At 42.6% G+C, this 18706-nt stretch carries 12 protein-coding genes; 4 read left to right on the top strand and 8 right to left on the bottom strand.

From position 1 onward, the window contains the following. Positions 1-314 precede the first annotated feature (314 nt). Entirely contained in the window at positions 315-2477 is a 2163-nt protein-coding gene (topA, locus tag HCR01_RS09325; protein ID WP_193195955.1) for a type I DNA topoisomerase, read from the top strand. An 8-nt stretch (positions 2478-2485) separates the two neighbouring features. Here the strand turns inward: topA and HCR01_RS09320 are convergent, their stop codons facing one another. Continuing rightward, complete coding sequence (locus tag HCR01_RS09320) at positions 2486-4687, bottom strand: HAD-IIB family hydrolase (protein WP_193195954.1); 2202 nt, start codon at positions 4685-4687, stop codon at positions 2486-2488. 425 nt (positions 4688-5112) lie between these two features. Between HCR01_RS09320 and HCR01_RS09315 the strand changes: the two genes are divergently transcribed. Both HCR01_RS09315 and HCR01_RS09310 read left to right on the top strand, forming a co-directional pair. Further along, positions 5113-5526, top strand: coding sequence for a YidH family protein (locus HCR01_RS09315; protein WP_193195953.1), 414 nt, complete (start codon positions 5113-5115; stop codon positions 5524-5526). Positions 5527-5584: 58 nt separating this feature from the next. Beyond that, positions 5585-6004: a YidH family protein gene (locus tag HCR01_RS09310; RefSeq protein ID WP_193195952.1), complete on the top strand. Its 420-nt coding sequence runs from the start codon at positions 5585-5587 to the stop codon at positions 6002-6004. A 139-nt stretch (positions 6005-6143) separates the two neighbouring features. Here HCR01_RS09310 and aroF read toward each other — a convergent pair whose 3' ends face one another. From aroF to HCR01_RS09275, 7 genes are all read right to left on the bottom strand, one after another. After that, positions 6144-7202 (bottom strand): 3-deoxy-7-phosphoheptulonate synthase, encoded by a 1059-nt coding sequence (gene aroF, locus HCR01_RS09305; RefSeq protein ID WP_193195951.1) that lies wholly within the window; start codon positions 7200-7202, stop codon positions 6144-6146. 252 nt (positions 7203-7454) lie between these two features. Then, positions 7455-7925, bottom strand: a complete 471-nt coding sequence (locus HCR01_RS09300; RefSeq protein ID WP_193195950.1) for a PAM68 family protein — start codon at positions 7923-7925, stop codon at positions 7455-7457. Between the two features lie 12 nt (positions 7926-7937). Then, positions 7938-8207 (bottom strand): 30S ribosomal protein S15, encoded by a 270-nt coding sequence (gene rpsO, locus HCR01_RS09295; RefSeq protein WP_191759708.1) that lies wholly within the window; start codon positions 8205-8207, stop codon positions 7938-7940. Positions 8208-8299: 92 nt separating this feature from the next. After that, positions 8300-9979, bottom strand: a complete 1680-nt coding sequence (locus HCR01_RS09290) for an alpha-amylase family glycosyl hydrolase (RefSeq protein WP_193195949.1) — start codon at positions 9977-9979, stop codon at positions 8300-8302. Positions 9980-10807: 828 nt separating this feature from the next. Beyond that, complete coding sequence (locus tag HCR01_RS09285; RefSeq protein WP_193195948.1) at positions 10808-11263, bottom strand: CAAD domain-containing protein; 456 nt, start codon at positions 11261-11263, stop codon at positions 10808-10810. 429 nt (positions 11264-11692) lie between these two features. Beyond that, a complete protein-coding gene (locus tag HCR01_RS09280) occupies positions 11693-15466 on the bottom strand; it encodes a CHAT domain-containing protein (RefSeq protein WP_193195947.1) in 3774 nt (1257 codons plus the stop codon). A gap of 286 nt (positions 15467-15752) precedes the next feature. Further along, the gene (locus HCR01_RS09275) at positions 15753-16436 is read right to left on the bottom strand and encodes a hypothetical protein (protein ID WP_193196219.1); all 684 of its coding nucleotides are present in this window, start codon (positions 16434-16436) and stop codon (positions 15753-15755) included. 254 nt (positions 16437-16690) lie between these two features. Here HCR01_RS09275 and HCR01_RS09270 point away from each other — a divergent pair, with 254 nt between their 5' ends. Further along, positions 16691-18697, top strand: coding sequence for a DNA polymerase III subunit gamma/tau (locus HCR01_RS09270; protein ID WP_193195946.1), 2007 nt, complete (start codon positions 16691-16693; stop codon positions 18695-18697). Positions 18698-18706: the final 9 nt, after the last annotated feature.

Below are 18706 nucleotides of genomic sequence, written 5' to 3'. Positions count from 1 at the left end.
TAAAAATCGAATACTAAGTTTTAAATATTACAGTATTAACCTGGGAATTCGGATATTTTTTTCTTATCCTAGAGCATCGATTCAGTAATTGCAAAAACCCGATTTATTTTCGGTAAAACGACCAATTCTCATTGACTGTAGAGACGTTGCATTGCAACGTCTCTACGAAATAATCGGTTTTTCTCGCCCCTATCTTGAATACTGAATCGGTATTCTAGGTCATAAAAACGTGTTTTTTGTAGTACATAAATACTAAAGTGTACTATAAATAGTTAATTACCTACTTTTATCTAACATCCCAAAAAGCAGGTGCTATGCCGAAACGCCTTTTAGTCGTTGAATCTCCTGGTAAAGTCAAAAAGCTCAGTCAAATTCTGGGTTCAGAGTGGATTGTGCGTGCCAGTTGTGGACACATCCGAGAACTCAGTGATGAGGGTGAGTCTTCATTAGGCTTCACTATGGATGGCAGGAGTATACGATGCAATTATGTCCCTCGTGATCAACGAGCCAAGGAAACGATTCAGCAACTAAAGGCAGTTACCAAGCAGGTTGATGAGGTTGTATTAGCAACCGACCCAGATCGGGAAGGAGAAACCATCGCTTGGCATCTTAAAGAGGTGCTGGGTTTAAGAGAACCCAAACGAGTTATCTATACTGAAATTACCGCATCAGCGGTTCGAGGAGCGATCGCCAATCCGAGAAAGCTTGACCTCAACTTGGTAGGTGCGGGATTGTGCCGAGATTGTCTGGACAAGTTGGTTGGGTACAAAGGAAGCCCCCTAGTCTGGGCGCTAAACAACGGGGCTAAAAGTGTTGGAAGAGTTCAAAGTGCAACATTACACCTAATTTGTCAGCGAGAAACAGAGATTTTGACTTTTGTCCCTCAAGACTACTGGAGTGTTTGGGTAGATTACGCTCTGGGGTTCCGTGCTTTTTACAAAGGAACGGTAAATACTCGCTCAGATGCACCGGAGCAAGAAGTAGAAGCTCATGATGATGCAGCGAGTAATAGCAAGGATGCACCAGAGTCCAAACGGATTCTTTCGGCAGCAGAAGCAACACGCTTAGTTGAGGAAGCACGGCGCTATCCTCATCAAGTAATTCAGGTTGAAGGAAAAGTTGTTCCTCGCCAACCACCTCCACCTTTTACCACCTCCACTCTTCAACAAGCAGCCGGTTCAAAGCTGAGATTTGCTCCAGATCAAACCATGCTTTTAGCCCAAAAGCTGTATGAGGCAGGATTAATTACATATATGCGGACAGACTCAGTAATGCTGAGTCCAGAGTTTTGTGCCAGTGTCAAACAGTGGTTGGAACAGCATGATCCGCAAAATGTACCGCAGCAGGTTGCTAAACATCGCAGTGCCAAAACAGCGCAGGAAGCACACGAAGCGATTCGCCCCACAGATGTATTTCGTCCTTCAGCCGAATTGCGAGAGGAACTTTCGGCTTCGGAATTTAATTTATACGTCATGATTTGGAAACGGGCAGTTGCTTCTCAGTGTCGTGCTGCTCAACTGCGTAAAACTCAAGTGATTACTCAATCTGGTTCTTTGCTGTGGCTTGCTCGTGGGCAAGTGGTAGAGTTTCTTGGTTATGCTCGGTATTGGAATAACCTCAGTAAAGATACGATTCTACCTTCCTTGCAGCAAGGGCAGGCGCTCACTCTGGAAAATGCCGGACATGAGCAAAAACAGACACAGCCACCACCCCGTTACAGTGAACCCAAACTGGTGCAGCTAATGGAACGTAAAGGAATTGGTCGCCCTAGTACCTATGCACCAACTGTCTCAACTCTCAAAAATCGTGGTTATGTGCAGTTAACAAAAGAACATTTACAACCAACAACTTTGGGGTTAGAAGTTGATGCTTTTTTGGTCAAGGCATTACCGGATTTGCTGGAGGCAGAATTTACTGCCAAGATGGAGGATGCCCTAGATGCGATCGCCCAAGGAAAACACTCTTGGCAGCATTACCTTACAGATTGGAATCAAAATTACTTTGCGCCAGCTTTAGCAAAAGCCAAGACTGTGGTTATTAGTTCCTCAGATCCCAAAAAAGCTTCACCAGTAGGAGAGCGCAAATATGAAACTTCTAAGACTCGCTGCCAACAATGCAACAACTTTCTAGCCAAAATTCCCAGCACTAAGGTCAAAAAGAAATACTTTCTCAAATGTATTAGCGGCTGTGAAGATACTGTCTTATTTTGGAGCGATCTCAACAAAACTTGGGAACCACCTCGATCTAAGGCAGCTAAGAGTGAAAATCCTCAAAAGCTTCCAGTCAAGCTCACAAAATATCCCTGTCCAGTATGTAAGAAACCCTTGGAGGAGTATAGCTACGCCAAAGAAGGACAGAGCAAAACAATGCTCCGGTGTTCTGATCCTCAGTCCCGGAATGACCGAAAGCATCAAGATGCAGTTTATTTCACTACAGCGAAAGGCTGGTGGAGTCCCAAGTTTGGCGAGTTAAAGTGAAAATTTTTTTACACTGCTATCATTTCCGATTCTGTGTGAGATAGAGTACCAAAAAAGTCATAGCGATCTAGTGCTTCCAAAATTCCCCATGCGTACTGTCCTTGAGCAAAGTAAACTTGTGGATAATTACGTAACTTTTCAATTTCTTGACTGTAGTTGCTCACAACTACACCTAGCGTATTCCCAGCCAGCATTGATTCATCATTACCTGATGCACCTGCCACTAAAAAACGTTTGATTGGCAATCCCCACTTCAAGGCACAATAACGAATGGCGTCTCCTTTGGAAGCTCGGATTGGTAACAGGTCAAGATACATATTATGGCTGTATATGCCTTTAACGTGGAGTTGATGCCGTCGCAGATGACGCATGATTTCCTTAAAGCTGATTGATTTGGTTTCATCAATAAAGTAGCTAAGTTTGAACTTACCTTGGACTTCCGGGGGTTGCATTGCCACTCCAGGCAGTTCCTCCATGGCTTTGCGAACAGCGTCAGCTTGCCAATGGTAACTAATGTGTCTTTGCCAGTTCGTATCTGTGACTATCTGAGGCCCGTAGTAGATTTCGCTACCTGTCGAAACAATTAGTAAATCTGGCATTGGGAACCGCCATTCTTCTAACATCTGTAAAGAACTTTGCAGGTTTCTCCCAGTAGCAATTCCCATACCGATATTGTTGCCTTTATTACGCAGTTGCTCGATTAATTTTTGCAGAGCTTCCTGGTCGCCTAATAGAGTATTATCGATTTCGCAAACGAGAAAACGATCTGCGGTTGGTAAGCGGTTTTTATCAGGTACATTCCAATCAGGTAGGTCGGCTGCTGGAGCTTTTGGTAGGGGACTGAGTCGAGGTTGGACTCGTCGTTGCGGCAATTGCAACACCTGTTCAAGATATTTCTCTACATGACTATCCCAAGAAAAATGTTGTTGCACACTATTCAAGCCATTAGTAGACCAACGTTGCCATTGTTCTGTATCAGTTAGCGCTATTTTTAGAGCATCTTGGATCTGTTTTATATTGAGAGGGTCAATTAGCATCCCATTATTACAAGCCGCTAGGATATCTCGCGGCCCACCATCTGATGTGGCAATAATTGGCACGCCACAAGCTGTAGCCTCAATTAAGGTCAAACCAAATGGCTCGGTTAATGCCGGGTTGATAAAAACTCCCCGTGTTTTGGCCATCAATCGATATAACTCAGGCACCTCGTCGGCGCTATGATGCTTGGGATAAGCAACGTATCCATAAAGGTCGTAGCGATCTATCAGCTGGAAGATTTCTGTAAGTACCTGGCGCGGGCCTGATTCCATCGTGGTGATGTCATCTCGGTTTCCTAGCACGAGGACTAAGTTAGCCAAGTGACGCAACTGTGAATCTTCGCCATAGGCTTTAACAAGAGTGCCAACATTTTTACGCATCGCTGCACGAGAAAGCGCCATAATAATTGGCTTTTGAGGGTCTATGAGAAATCTTTTTAATTGCTCATAGATGGGTGGTTCCTGCCAATTTTTTGGGACTGGGTAGAAGCGTTCTAAGGCTACCCCAGGAGGAATAACAACCATGCGTTCTGGCTGATAGTGGTCGTAAATACCGTACTGCTGCGTCACTTCTTGATGAGTACTGGCAATGATCAATGATGCACTCGCCAGCGTAGTTTCTTCGGCTTCTATTCGGGTACTAATATGAAAATTATTTTCAATAGTTTCCGATTTGGTTCCGTGTTCTAACAGTCGTTGTTGTTTCACACGTCCGAGAGAGTGACCAGTATGCACAAGTGGTATGCCTAACCAACCAGCAACCCGACAACCCACATATCCAGCATCGGCGTAATGGGTATGAATTATATGGGGTAATTTTCCAATTTGGCGTAGGTGCTTGAGTAACTCGTCTGCAAAGTTATCTAAATGTGGCCACAAAACTTCCTTGCGGAGATAGCGACGCGGGCCGCAATTAAGGCGAATAATTCTAGCTTTGTCAGAAAGAATTTCTAGAGGTTGGGCGTAGTCAGGACTAACTTTTGGATCGTTAACTAAACGGGTTACTAGGTCTACACGCTCTACTTGTGGATTTGCGGCTAAGGCTTGAGCGAGTTCTAGCACATATTTCGTTTGTCCGCCGGTGTCAGCATCTCGTCCTAATTCTAAATTGTTACCGCGAATTAAACCGTGAACACTAACTAGTAGAATATACAACCCTGGGCTATTTGACATTGTGCATTCCTCAATGTTGTTGCATGACAGCCTAGGTAAAGCTTCTCATGCACATGGGTATTGTATTGATTGATCGCTCGAAGGTCAAAAAATTATGCAGGTGTTTGCAGATTATCAAACAGATTTTCCTTTATTAAGTGACATCGATTTTGTTACGGTTGTTACAAAGTAAATCAGTAACTTCATAATTGTTTTAACGCATACGTTAATATTTATTACACAGTATTGGTTCAAAGTCTACAAAAGAGTTTAAGTAGGACGTAAATTGACAAAATATAGATAAAAAAAATAAGTTATACAGTTACTAAATCTCTATAATAATTAATTCAAACTGAAATTAATTCTTCCAATATTTAATAGATTATATTTATGTTTTCATGAGAGATAAAATGTGAGGAAATTTGCTAAAATTTAGCTGATTCAAAATGAATGATCCTATCCCTACTCGCAAACCAATTAATATTCAAGCTGAACTTGCCAAAGAGCGCAACCGAGCTGCGGCTGAGCGTACTTTGATGGCATGGATTCGCACCTGTCTTACCCTAATCAGCTTTGGCTTTGGGATTGATGCGATAGTGAGTGCTGTCTATAGCTTGGAAGTGGCTAAAAACATCAATCCTGTGCGTCTTTCTCGTATTTTGAGTATTGCTTTTATTATTCTGGGTACGTATGCCATGATCGTTGCAGCAATAGAACACGGTAAAGAACTACGTCATATCCAGAGTCACGAGGAATATCTTTATAACCCTCGCCGCTCTTTGGGATTGACTGTTGCGATCGCACTAGTCTGCATTGGTATTTTTGCATTTGTGGGGATTTTGGTAAAGGCAACTTTTTAATTTTGCTTATGGAATTCTTACGTTTGCTATCAATTCTGCTCAGTCCAAAAAGCTGCTCATGAGTTCTAACCCTTTCAAGAAACTCACTAATCTCACTAACGAATTAGCTAAAGAGCGCAATCGCGCTGCTGCTGAACGAACCTTAACAAGCTGGATTCAGAATTGCTTATCTTTGATTGGATTTGGTATTGCTTTTGATCGGATTTTTAGTGCGCTCCATCAAGCGTTTCCTGATAATAGTACAGTTATTAACGCAAGATGGACTCACATCATTGGTTTGAGTGTAATTGCTTTAGGCATTTTTCTGTTAATTATAGCTATATTTATATACCTGGTGGCGGTTCAATCACTGAAGCGAAATGACTATTTATATAGACCAATTCGCTCGTATAATCTGATGACCATTACTGTTGGTTCAATTATTCTATTTGGTTTGGTTTCGCTAATTGCCGTTTTTATTGTTATTGCCTGGGGTTAGTTCTCAAGTTTCATATAAACTAGTAGATTTAATTAGCTCTTGGTGCAAGATGTTGTCTGTTCTAACCAAAATTATAAAAAGCATCTAGCATGATAGATGCTCCTTAATTAGCTTTATAAATGAAGTTACTCACCGAATTTTAAGCGATCGCCACCGCTGGTTGTTGCCAGCGTCCTACTGCTTTAGCAATCACTGCTAATTCTGGCATCAGGTTGTCGAAACGGTCTGGTGTCAAAGATTGCGGCCCATCGGATAAGGCTTTAGCGGGATTGGGGTGAACCTCAATCATCAGGGAATCAGTGCCAGCTGCGATCGCAGCCATTGCCATTGAAGGTACAAACTCAGACCAGCCTGTGCCGTGGCTGGGGTCAATCATGATTGGCAGGTGAGTTAGCTTTCGCAACACTGGTACTACTGATATATCCAGTGTATTTCTAGTATACTGGCGATCAAAGGTGCGAATTCCCCGTTCACATAAAATTACATTGGGATTTCCCGCTGCCAGAATATACTCTGCTGCCATCAACCAGTCTTCAATGGTAGCCGCCATTCCCCGCTTCAAGAGAACTGGTTTGGACTGCGCTCCCACCTTTTTCAGCATGGAGAAATTCTGCATATTCCTTGCGCCTACCTGGATGATATCAGCAATTTCTGCGATTTTATCTAGGTCGGTGGCGTCCATCACTTCTGTAATAATACCTAGTCCGCTGACTTCTCGTGCGATCGCCAATAATTCCAGAGCACTCTCGCCATGTCCTTGAAAGGCGTAAGGAGAAGTTCGGGGTTTGTATGCCCCACCCCGCAAAAATTTTGCTCCAGCTGTCTTGACGCGCCGCGCCGTCTCTACAATCATTTCTTCATTTTCTACGGAGCAGGGGCCTGCAACGACTACCAAAGGGTGGTGTTCACCAAATACAACTACTCCATTGGGAGTGTCAACCACAACTTCAGAAGCTTCCCCGTGGCGGAACTGGCGGCTAACCCGTTTGTAAGGTTGCTCTACCCGCAATACTTGCTCAATCCAGGGGCTAACTTCCTGAATTTGTAGCGGGTCTAAGCTAGCGGTTTCACCTACTAGACCAATCACTACTTTGTGTTGACCAACAATTTTTTCTGGTGTTAATCCCCAGCTGGTCAGTTCCTCGCTAATGCGATTTATTTCCGCTTCAGGGGAACCACTTTTCATTACGACAATCATACGAAAGTTCCTAATTATTAAAGTAAATTCTTTAGTAAAGAGGCATAACTTTATTGTTGCCTATCTGCTTAATTACAAATAATTAAAATAAGATACAGCGCTCAGTCACTTTAATACTTAGTAACTGAATATTGGGTACAAAAATAATTATAAAATTTTAATTAGCAATGTTGAAGTTATAAGGTTTCAACTTCAACATTCACTTTAAAATTTACCCAATCTCGCAGTTAATTGATGCCTGAGCGCTGGTAACTATACTTTCTTTTGCCGAGTTTCGCGCCAAACTGCCACCATTCGTCCCCAATTGATGCTGAATTCGCCAAAACCCATTAGACTTCCAACTCTTTCTTCATCCCAAGAGGCAGAGAGAACGCCGTAAGTTATCCCTAACACCCCCAAACCAAATAATCCCATATTGACCAACAACACGGCGATGGGAGGTAGTGTGATGTCAGAGTAGATGGCAAGTAGATAGCTGACAACTAGGGTAGTAATGCCCAAAGCTGTTGGGATACCACAGAATCCAGCCACTCGTCGAATCATCCGTTGACTGACGACTTGGGGGATTGTCATTTCTTCTTTGGTGTAAGGCGGTTGCTTGCGAGCCTGTTCCTCAGAAGTCTTTAACTTTGCTGGGGGCTTATTTTGAGTTTTTGCGGGTTTTTGGCGCTTTTTATTTGGTTCAAAAGGCAAGCGACTGCGTTCAGATTCTTCAGTAGACATAAGCTTTCGCTCCTATCCACGAATACCGAGACGAGCAATTAAAGCTAGATACTTTTCCCGGCTTCCTTGCTGGATATAAGCTAGAAGACTCTTGCGCTGACCAATTAGCTTTAAAAGTCCCCGCCGGGAAGAATGGTCTTTCTTGTTTGCTTGGAGATGTTCGCTGAGGCGGTTGATACGCTCAGTTAACATGGCAACCTGGACTTCGGCAGAGCCGGTATCGGTTTCGTGAACTTGGTAGTTGGAGATTATTTCCTGTTTTCGCAGTTGCGTCAGAGCCATGATCGATTTAATTTCTAGTTTTCTAAATGTATGCAGCAGTCTCCCATAATATCACAGCCCTCAAGCTGGATGTGGAATCAACTTTGTTGCTACTACTGAGAAACAAATATCTTGGCTGTATAACTTGGCAAGTTTGTGATTAGACAATCCTCCCCAGCTTCTACTTCACAGTTCCCAAACCAGTCTCGCCAGTATTCAGCTGTTGGGAAGTCTGAAATTTCATATTTATTTAAATTTTGGTCGGAGAAATTTGCTACGACGACAACATAAGAATCCTGCTCATCCCAGCGGGCGTACGCTAGCACTTTAGCATCGGTGTTTTCGTGGAAAAATTCTATATTGTCACTTTGCAGGGCTAAATTTTCTTTGCGTAAAGCAATAAGTTTTTTGTAAAACTCAAGTAAATCTCGATTCTGCTTGTCTTCCAACAAAGACCAAGTAATTTTCTGCGGCTTAGTCACACTTTCGCTTTTGGGTTGGTGTTCGCCAAACTCTTCTCCCATCCACAGCATTGGTATACCCATCGCTGTCATTAAGAGGATGGCTGCTAACTTCGCTCGCCCAAACGCAGCTGCATCAAAGACACCATGATTGCCTAATTCTCGAAATAGACGCTGGCGATCGTGGGTTGCCAAATAATTTATCACATTTAGGGCGATCGCATATCCTTGCTGTTTGGGATCTAAAACCTGCTTGAGTTGTTCTAATTCAAATTTTTCTCCACAAATCAGTGGCACTATAAAGTAGTGAAAACTCTCATGCCAACAAGCATCTAGGGGGCCGTCTGGCTTGACTACAGTACTTGTATCGGGAATACGTTCGGCAATATTATAAAACTGCTTGGGTGCTGCGTGGTTTTTCGCTTGCTTAGCCAGCCAGTCTAAAAATTCAAAGTTAGCTAATTGGCTGACTGCATCAAAACGAATTCCATCAATGTGATACTCCTGAATCCAAAATTGCACTACGTCCCCAACATATTTCCATGCAGGCTTAACATCTAATTTTTCATCGTAATTATTATAGTTAAACTCTGGGCCCCAGTAATTATCTGGGTCTTCTGGATAATGTTTATGTTCATAGTACCAGTAATTCTGATCAATCAACATTAAAGGGCATTCTTCATCTGTATGGTTATAAATTCCATCCATGAAAACGCGAATGCCTCTACCATGACACTCGTCAATCAACTGCTTTAAATCTTCTGTTGAACCATAACTAGATTCTGTAGCGAAGAAGTGACGCACTTTATAACCCCAGCTATAATCACCAGGGTACTCATTGACTGGCATTAATTCAATTGCGTTAATTCCCAATTCACAGAGATAATCTAACTTTTCAATTACTCCTAAATATTTACCTCGTTTGTCTGGATCAACCTCATCACCTGTAAAATCTGCAACGTGCATTTCATATATAACTAATTCTCGATTATCAGGTAACGATGTTTCGTCGTGCTGCCAAATGTAAGTATCAACAATGCGTTGCCCATCTTTTATCCGCAATAGTCCAAGTTTTTTTTGTTCATTAACATCTGTTGTGTTGGGGTCAATCACATCTACCCATTCATCAGGTGCAAAATTTGGACTTTTGCTTTGAACGCGAAACTTGTATTCATAAACGCCGTCTTCTAGTTTTACTTGAGTCCGAAAATACCCATCTTCACCCTTTTGCATTGGTATTTCTTGCCAACTAGAAAAATACCCAATTAAATTTGCTCCCTGATTCCGAGGAGCAAACAACTTAAATTCAATTAAACTTTGTGTTTCACCCATTGAAGGGAGTTCCTATACTATAAATTAATAAAAATATTTTGTAATTTAATAATATTTTTAGCGTCTTTCTTAAGTCAGAATCATATATAGCATTTCCTAATCTGTTGAGGTACTAGTGCTGAAGCGCAGTAGCGGGGCGTTTAGCCCGTATAAACCTAGTTGCCTTATTGCTCTGTTGCAATCAACACAGTCATAACCTATGTGACTACGGCTATATCTCAATACAGTTCAGTTAAGCATTTCTAGGACTTACGCACTGAAGCCTGAAACCCTGATCCCCCCTAACCCCCCTTTTTAAGGGGGGAACGTGTAAAGCCCCCTTAAAAAGGGGGTTGGGGGATCTGAGTGCGTAAGTTCTGATTTCTTGCTTCTCTTTGCGTCCTACCCTGGGGCAAGCCGCTACCGCGTCTATGAGTCCTTCTCTACAAGACCAAGCAAGGCGTAGTACGATGACTCGCTACCGCTACGCTATCGCCAGAAGCCACTTGCTACATACTTTTCGCTGCGCCTCTGTGTGAGACAAAATCCATCTTCTCAATCAGCAATGCCAAAATTCGAGACTAAAACCCAAAACCTAATTTCTGCAAATTGCTAGTGAGCAAAACACTATCCTGAAACGAAGCAGCTAAATGCAGATATGGCGAGATCGCAATTAGTAATCTACTTTCAATAAAACAGATACAAAAGCACGTCAACCCAGCTCATTTACCAAGCTTCTAAGGTAGACATGCTTTATTGACTGCCATTTTCAACCAGATTTCGCAGCAATTATATACAGAGAAACTTTGCAAAAAAGTACAAACTTTTTTAGTCACTACCATGCTACGTTTAACTCATTGGCTCTGAGACATTTTCGCCTGCAATTTGCTCTTTAATAGAGCGCATTTCTGCGGCTAATTCTTGGCGAGTAGAAGCTTTGAGAAAATAGCGAAAAACAGACCAAGTTACGTAACCAATTCCAATCAACTCAAAAAATGGACACACAAGCGGAATATCATTTATTGCATCTACTATTGCCAATAGTACCCTGAGTCCAGTAACCCCCACCACAAGCAAAGCAAAGCTAATAACTGGTAACTTGTATTCATTGAAGAAGTTGACTACGTATTCCGGTAAGCGTTCCAAAAAGTTAGAAATTTTTCTGCCTATTTCTGACGCTTTATCGCTAGATTTATTAGCACTTGGTAGTGTTGACAAATTTCCTGGTTCTGAAGTTTGAACCATTGTCATACTCTTTGGTGAGGTAACATCGACGAATTCTGATTGTTGTACTTGGCTTTCCATAGGTTATAAGAAAAAACTATTTCTTCACAAATGTACAAATGTAATAATACCATTTCTACATTTTTTACTCTAATTCTCATCAGCCTCTTGGAATAAGTTTTGTCTCTCTCAAAAGTTATAGGAGAAAACTTTTCAAATTTTAATTTTAAATGAACAAAAAAATTAAAAGTTTAGATTGTAGTTTATTTTAGATATATTGTCTAAAATAATACATATAAATAGTGTCTTTTATTGGTTTTCGTTATTTTTTTTGATTTCATGTTTATTGCTAGCCTGTGGTGACACAACAGGAATATTTAACATAGCGTAATATTCTGTAAAGTTATATAGGTGGAGATTATTCTTTATCACATTTGAGACTGGAAGAATTTAACACGATTAAATTTAACAGTTTTCAAATTTTTAACCGCTATTTAACATCTAAAAACTTTAATTCGGCTTACCCGTGATTATAAATGCTGCCCAGTAGTAAGGATGATTATAAAGCTTTTTCTCTAATACCATTTTACTACTTCTATATAACTGGGTTGCCAAGTAAGCTTTAATTCTTAACTCCTCTGGTTGCAGATTATTCAATAAATCCTCATACCATTTTGTCAGTTCTCCAGCAGTTAGTTCTTTCAGCCATATTGTTGCTTCTGCTAAGGCAGTAGTTGCCGATTTATTTGGCTGTAACTTTCGGTAAAACTCTATCATCACCAAGGCGCTAGCAGATGATTCTACAGTCCAAAGGGTACTAACGATATGAGGAACTCCTCCACTCAGAAAACTACTGACTAAACCTACATATTCAGTGCTGATATTGTGGTTAATAGTACTTATATTTTCACAAGCAGACAGGGTAACAAGGTTAAAACTTGCGAGATTTTTTTGATGGATTTCTTCTAAAGTTAGTTTGTCTTCACCTGCTAAGACCAATGCTGATTTTTTAGGCTCACTCAAATTGTTAGTGACATGACCAGTAAAATGAAATATGTTGTAATCAGCAAAAGCATTTTCTACAATATTTTTTGTGGCTTGTGTTCCCTGGATTCGCTGGGTATTATCGAACATCTGACTAACAATTTCAGATTCAAGTTTAGCAAACTTAAGTTGAGAATAACCAACACTATCGGGATATTCAACACTAAGTAACAACTGATTATGCCACTGTTTAATATCTTCGGTTTTGATTGATAAACCTACTTGAGCGCTAGGCAAATAAGTAATTGTAAAATTCGCCCCCATATTCGGTAACTCTTCCTGAGATGGAGAAGAGAGATGGAAAAGTACGTGAATAGGCAATCTGTGCAAGTCGCGGTGGAGAATTAAAATCAGTTGGGTGACACCTTCAAGTTCTTGTACAATTGTGGAAATATTCAGGATGTTTTTCAGCTGCAACAGCTTTTGTTCCATATCCACTCGCCAAGAATGCTTAGCTTTACTTTCTTTATCTTGAGCGGTATTATATCCCTGGTATTGTTGATGCCAATCTTCCAGCCAATCTTCAAATTCAACTAAACGTCGCGCCGCTTCGGGTAGGGGCAATTCATTGAGACGTACAGCAGTTTCACCTGAAGATATTGTTCCTACATCTTGTATGGGTGTAAAGAGTAAAATTGGTGATGGCGCTCCATCTTTGAGAATGAAAGTGTGTAAGGCAGCTGGGCTGATATGCCAGTAAACAATTGCTGTTGTGGGATTGAGTAGTTGTTGAACTGCACCATAATTGAGTGAGGAAATCTCGTTACTCCAACCAAAAAGTAGCCAGTTTAAACAAGAATTTTTGCCTTGTTCTGCCATTTCCCAAGCTTCGACTAAATCGCCCGACTCCACAGCTAAATCAACTGCTAATTGACCAAAGCCTGAAAATTTCAAAGCTAGTTGTTTTTTACTTTCATCAGAGCGAGTTGCTTCACTTAGCAATTGTTGCAATAAATCTGTGCCGCGTTGTTGTAATTCTGGTACTTGTGTTGTTTGTCCCAAACCCACAAGCACTTTGCTCAGAGATTGCAAAACCTCCAGATGCAACGGAGCAAAATCTTCTGATGTGAGGGTTAACAACGCCTGGTGATATTCAGCTACAGCTTTGCGCCAATCATCGCGGGGTTTAGGATTTTTCTTTCCTTGTTCGTAGTAAGTATTGCCGATCGCCAGATGCAATCTACCCCAACCTTCTGGGTGGGTATCTGGGCGCAGATGTTTCAATCCTTCCTCGTAGCTGGCTAATTTTCCCTCATAGCCACCCTGTTGCAGGGCGGTACTCCCGTCGGGATTAACTAAATGTCCCGCAGCAGTTCCTCGACCAATCCAAGCTTCCCAATAGTCCTGTTTGATTTGCAAAGCGCTGTCATAGCAGGCGATCGCTTCGGCATATTGTTCTAAATGAAACAGGGCGATCGCCTGGTTATACCAAGCCAAGTGAAAGTCGGGTTTAATTTCTATAGCTTTGCGATAGGAGGCGATCGCTTCTTCACGGCGTCCCAAGTTGTCTAAAGCTATACCTCTGTTAAACCAAGCTAAGTAGAAGTCGGGTTGGTCTGAGAGCGCTCTGTCCCAAGAGGCGATCGCTTCTGACCATTTCCCTAAATTAAACAGTACTACACCCCGGTCTATCCAAACTTCGTGGAATTCCGGTTGAAGTTCTAGCGCTCTGTCGTAAGATGCGATCGCTTCTTCATATTGCTCGCCTACAGCCAAGGCGATACCCCGGTAATACCAGTTTTCTTGGTCTTCTGGTTGCAGATTTAGGGCTTGGTCATAACTAGAAATTGCCTCTCTCAACCATCCTAATTTCAGCAGTGCTAAACCCCGACTAGACCAAGCTTCTTGATAATCCGGCTTGATTTCTATGGCTTTATCAAACGAGGCGATCGCTTCTTCAAAGTTTCCTAATTCTCCCAGAGTTCCGCCATGTTTGTGCCAAGCTTTGTAAAAATCGGGTTTCAGTTCTATGGCTGTTTCGTAGGCCGTGATCGCTTCGGTAAAACGTTCTAAATGAAATAGCGTTAAGCCTCGATTAAACCAATATTCGTGATAATTTGGCTGAAGTTCTATAGCTTTGTCGTAAGAGGCGATCGCTCCCAACAAATCGCCAGTTTTAGCTTGCTGAAGACCTTGGTAAAACCATGCTTGATCTGGTGCAACCGCATTTGATTGATGAGTTTGTCGCTCAACTATACTTGGGGTATTGCCTGTTTGAATTGCCAGATTAGAAGCCAGTTGTTGGACTAAATTCGTACTCTGATCTAACCTTATCCACAACTCATCTAAAGTGTACGCTACATCTGGTTCTAAATTTACCAATGAGTTATCCCAGATTGGCTCAGTGGGAGTAATGAGATTTGCTGCTTTTGTTGATCTTGTAGTTGGGGTATTCTCTTCTTCGTATCCCCACCTGAGTTCGCCTAAGTTGGTGATTGAATCTTCTTGTGCTGGGACGAGGAAACCTGCTGGTTCTGTAGTTTGGGCATCTTTCTGTTCATACTCCCCTCTTACTTTTTCCAAGTTATCGGTCAATCTTTCCTCAACAGCAGTGTTTTCTGGTGCTGATGCTACTGTCTCGGCAACTTGATCATCATATTCCCATAACTGTTCGCCTAAGTTGCGAATCAGTTCTTGCCCAGGAGATGTTGGCAGGATTTCTTCAGGCGCTATGGTTTCGACAACATCATCCTGCTCATCATATTCCCATGATTGTTCGCCCAAGTTCCGGATCAATTCTTGCCCAGGAGAGCTAGACAGGGTATCTTCAGGCATAGTGGTTGCGACACTATCTTGCGCCTCATGGTTTTCATACTCTATAGGTAGTAAGTTTTCTGCGGGTAAGTTTTGCATTAATAACCGTGTACCAATGTCATAGGCAAGGTCGCCTATTCTACCAACGTCTAATTCACCCAATTGCACCATCCGCGTTGCTAACTGATGATTTGGTGTAGATGAATTTAGCAATTTTTCGCCAAACATCTGCAACCAATCTATCCAGCGCTCAGCCGGAACGCGATTTTCTAATCGCCGCAGATAACTCAATACCCATTGCTGTCCTCGTTCTTGATGCACGCCTTCCAACAACTGGGCAAACAATTGTTCCAGATCCGCATTGGTTAGTTCTGGTAGTGATCTTACGAGCTTGTGCCGCCTTGCACCCTTTAGAGAACGAGTCTGCTTACTGCCAAAGGGGCGCTTCCAATATCTATTAAGCCAATGCAATAGCCGCCTGAGCATCTGCCGCACTCTTGGATTTTGTTTCTACTAGATTGTAGCCATCGTTGTGTTAAAAAAATCATGAATTACGTAAAAACCCACTATATATGGACAACGCTGTCATCATAACTGGCAAAAAATACACAAAACTTAATTAGTAGTCGTCCTGCTGAGGGGAGCAGGGGAGCAGTGGGCAAGGGGGCAAGAGGGCAGGGGGAGAATAAATACTGACTCAGGACGGGCTAAACGCCTCGCTACTGCGCTTCAGCACTCCTAACTCAGCACTCCTAAACGTTCACCGATTTGGTCAAGTTTCTGTTTGCTCTGTAGTTGATTGGCCAGCAGTATAGAACTGATTCAACAATGCATCGACAATAATTTGTGGATCATCTGTCTCAATTGCTAGTTGTTGGGCCATCTGCTGGCGTAAGTTCTCATCTTGCTGCAACATCATAAATAATTCTTCTAGGGTGACGCTTTGGTATTCTTCCTCTGGTAGGTTTTCTGTACCATCTATCTCAGTGATTACTGGTGAGGTTTCTTCAAGCGGCATCATGCTGAGATGATCTGGGCCTTCGTATTCCCAAATTGGTTCGCTTTGATTACGCGTCAGCATTTGCATACCAATATCATAGGCAACGTCTCCGATTTCGCCGATGCTCAACTCGCCCAGTTGCACCAACCGCGCAGCTATTTCATTATTAGGCGTGGGTGATGCTAGCAATCTTTCACCAAAGCGCCGTAACCATTCGACCCACCGTTCAGTTGGAATGCGATGTTCAATATTATGCAGCCACTTCAGTGCCCACGCTTGTCCTCTTGCCTGATGTACTCCTTGTAGAAGTTCATTGAAAAGAAATTCCAAATCTGTATCAGTTAGAGGTGGTGCTGGTTCTCTTTGCACATCCCTCCTAACTTTCGAGGCAGTCTGTTTTTTACCAAACAAGCGTTGAAAAAGCCTTTTGAGCCACTGAACTAGCCGCCTGAGCATTTGCTGCACCATTGAGTATTGCTTACCCTAAGATTGTAGCGATCGCAATGTATCATAACCTTACTCCCGTCAATAAAATGTGTAGACGGAAATTTCCTGATCTCTTCTAGGGTATGACAACATCTACAAAGCAGCGCCAAGTGAGTATATTTATAGCGGCAGACTTCTGGTGGAATTAGTTAAAATAGTGCAATACCAAACTCGACTCGGTGCTACTAATCAACACGTTAAAAGGCATTGAAGTCAATTTCTCCATGTCTTACGAACCCCTGCACCACAAGTATCGCCCCAAGAGTTTTGCTGAACTGGTGGGCCAAGAGGCGATCGCTACCACCCTCACCAACGCAATTCGTACAGCCAAAATCGCCCCTGCCTATTTGTTCACTGGCCCCAGAGGTACAGGGAAAACTTCTAGTGCCCGCATTTTGGCCAAATCTCTCAATTGTTTGAAAAGTGACAAGCCTACTGCTGAACCCTGCGGCGTGTGCGATGTTTGTCAGGGAATCACCAAGGGTTACTCCCTAGATGTAATTGAAATCGACGCCGCCAGCAATACTGGTGTCGATAACATCCGCGAACTAATTGAAAAGGCGCAGTTTGCTCCTGTGCAGTGTCGCTACAAGGTTTATGTGGTAGATGAATGCCACATGCTCAGTACCCAGGCATTCAATGCGTTACTAAAAACACTAGAAGAACCACCGAGGCATGTAGTTTTTGTATTGGCGACAACCGATCCCCAGCGAGTATTACCAACTATTATTTCGCGCTGTCAGCGGTTTGATTTTAGACGTATTCAATTAGAAGCGATGGTGAGACATTTAAGCGCGATCGCTCTTAAAGAAAACATTACTATTTCGCCTGACGCTGTTACCTTGGTAGGGCAAATTGCTCAGGGAGGATTGCGGGATGCTGAAAGTCTACTCGATCAATTAGCTTTGTTTTCGGGTGAGGTGACACCAGACCGAGTTTGGGATTTAGTCGGTACAGTCAGCGAACGGGACTTACTAGCGCTTTTAGATGCGATCGCTCAAAATAATCCAGAAGCCGTTCTGGACTGCACCCGTAAAATCCTAGATCTTGGTCGAGAACCGTTAACTATTCTCCAAAATCTCGCCGCATTCTACCGCGATTTACTGATTGCTCAAACTGCACCTAACCGCCACGATTTAGTTGCTTGCACTCGCCAAACCTGGACAGCACTGGTTGAGTTTGCCAAAAAGTTGGACATGAGTGCAATTTTGGCGGGACAGCAACACCTGCGAACAGCTGAAGTACAAATTAAAAACACCACCCAGCCACGTTTATGGTTAGAGGTAACATTACTCGGATTGTTACCCAGTGCAACGAATATTCAGCCACAAGTCTCAAGTATTTCACCGCGAGTCAATACACCTGCTGTATCTTCATCTCCTCCAGCAGTTGCTAAAAATCACGCAGTCTCTTCTTTGCCTTTAAATGAGACGCAAACAAATCACAATTCTGCATCCCTAAACCATCATCTAGCAGTTGCCCAAAATCACCCTGTAACTTCATCTCTCCCAGATGAGCCGCAAACAAATCACAATGCTGGTAACTCATCACTACCAAGCCTAGAACCTGTATCTGTTCCTCCGCCACCTGCAAGAATTGAACCAGTAATCTCAGAAGTGGTTGAGACATCACAATATGACTTAACTCAGGTTTGGCAACAGGTGCTTACTAACCTCCAGCCAATCTCAAGGCGAGAACTGCTACGTCAAATGTGCCATCTCATTGAGTTTGATGGTGCTGTAGCTTGTATTGCGGTCAAACAAGTATGGTATGAAAAAGTTAAATCTGATCTACCGATGATTGTGGCGGCTTTTCAGCAGACTTTCCAACATGAAGTCAAGGTAAATCTAGAAAAAGGAATTTCTTCGACCTCTACCTCAGCCAGAAAAGAGCCTCTACCAAAAGACTCTACTCGTGTTCAGCAACCACCTACTCCCAGTTACGACAGTCAAATCCCGCCTCCAGCACCAGTACCGCAACCAGCCAAGCAAGCATCAACAATAACTGAGCCGATGGCGATAAATGGTGGAAGTGCAATAAAAACTTTGCCGCAAGCGCAACCCCAAACACCCCCTGCTAATTGGGAACCTGACGAAGTAGCGATCGCAGCTCAGCGCTTAGCAGAATTTTTCAACGGACAAGTCATCCGCTTCACAGAAGATACCACAGAATTTTCTGACTCCATGACTACACCTGAGTGGGCAGAGGAATCAGAAGTTGATGACGAGTAAAAGGGCATT

The organism is Nostoc sp. MG11 (assembly GCF_014904695.1).
In the GTDB taxonomy this organism is placed as follows: Bacteria; Cyanobacteriota; Cyanobacteriia; order Cyanobacteriales; family Nostocaceae; genus Komarekiella.
Note: the sequence above shows the minus strand (reverse complement) of the source record. Positions and strands in the feature narration are given on the sequence as shown.

Coding starts and splice junctions, on each gene's coding strand:
- HCR01_RS09300 (WP_193195950.1), bottom strand. CDS start 7,925: ATGTCTACTGAAGAATCTGAACGCAGTCGCTTGCCTTTTGAACCAAAT.
- HCR01_RS09280 (WP_193195947.1), bottom strand. CDS start 15,466: ATGCTCAGGCGGCTATTGCATTGGCTTAATAGATATTGGAAGCGCCCC.
- HCR01_RS09315 (WP_193195953.1), top strand. CDS start 5,113: ATGAATGATCCTATCCCTACTCGCAAACCAATTAATATTCAAGCTGAA.
- HCR01_RS09310 (WP_193195952.1), top strand. CDS start 5,585: ATGAGTTCTAACCCTTTCAAGAAACTCACTAATCTCACTAACGAATTA.
- HCR01_RS09320 (WP_193195954.1), bottom strand. CDS start 4,687: ATGTCAAATAGCCCAGGGTTGTATATTCTACTAGTTAGTGTTCACGGT.
- rpsO (WP_191759708.1), bottom strand. CDS start 8,207: ATGGCTCTGACGCAACTGCGAAAACAGGAAATAATCTCCAACTACCAA.
- aroF (WP_193195951.1), bottom strand. CDS start 7,202: ATGATTGTCGTAATGAAAAGTGGTTCCCCTGAAGCGGAAATAAATCGC.
- HCR01_RS09290 (WP_193195949.1), bottom strand. CDS start 9,979: ATGGGTGAAACACAAAGTTTAATTGAATTTAAGTTGTTTGCTCCTCGG.
- topA (WP_193195955.1), top strand. CDS start 315: ATGCCGAAACGCCTTTTAGTCGTTGAATCTCCTGGTAAAGTCAAAAAG.
- HCR01_RS09285 (WP_193195948.1), bottom strand. CDS start 11,263: ATGGAAAGCCAAGTACAACAATCAGAATTCGTCGATGTTACCTCACCA.
- HCR01_RS09275 (WP_193196219.1), bottom strand. CDS start 16,436: ATGCTCAGGCGGCTAGTTCAGTGGCTCAAAAGGCTTTTTCAACGCTTG.
- HCR01_RS09270 (WP_193195946.1), top strand. CDS start 16,691: ATGTCTTACGAACCCCTGCACCACAAGTATCGCCCCAAGAGTTTTGCT.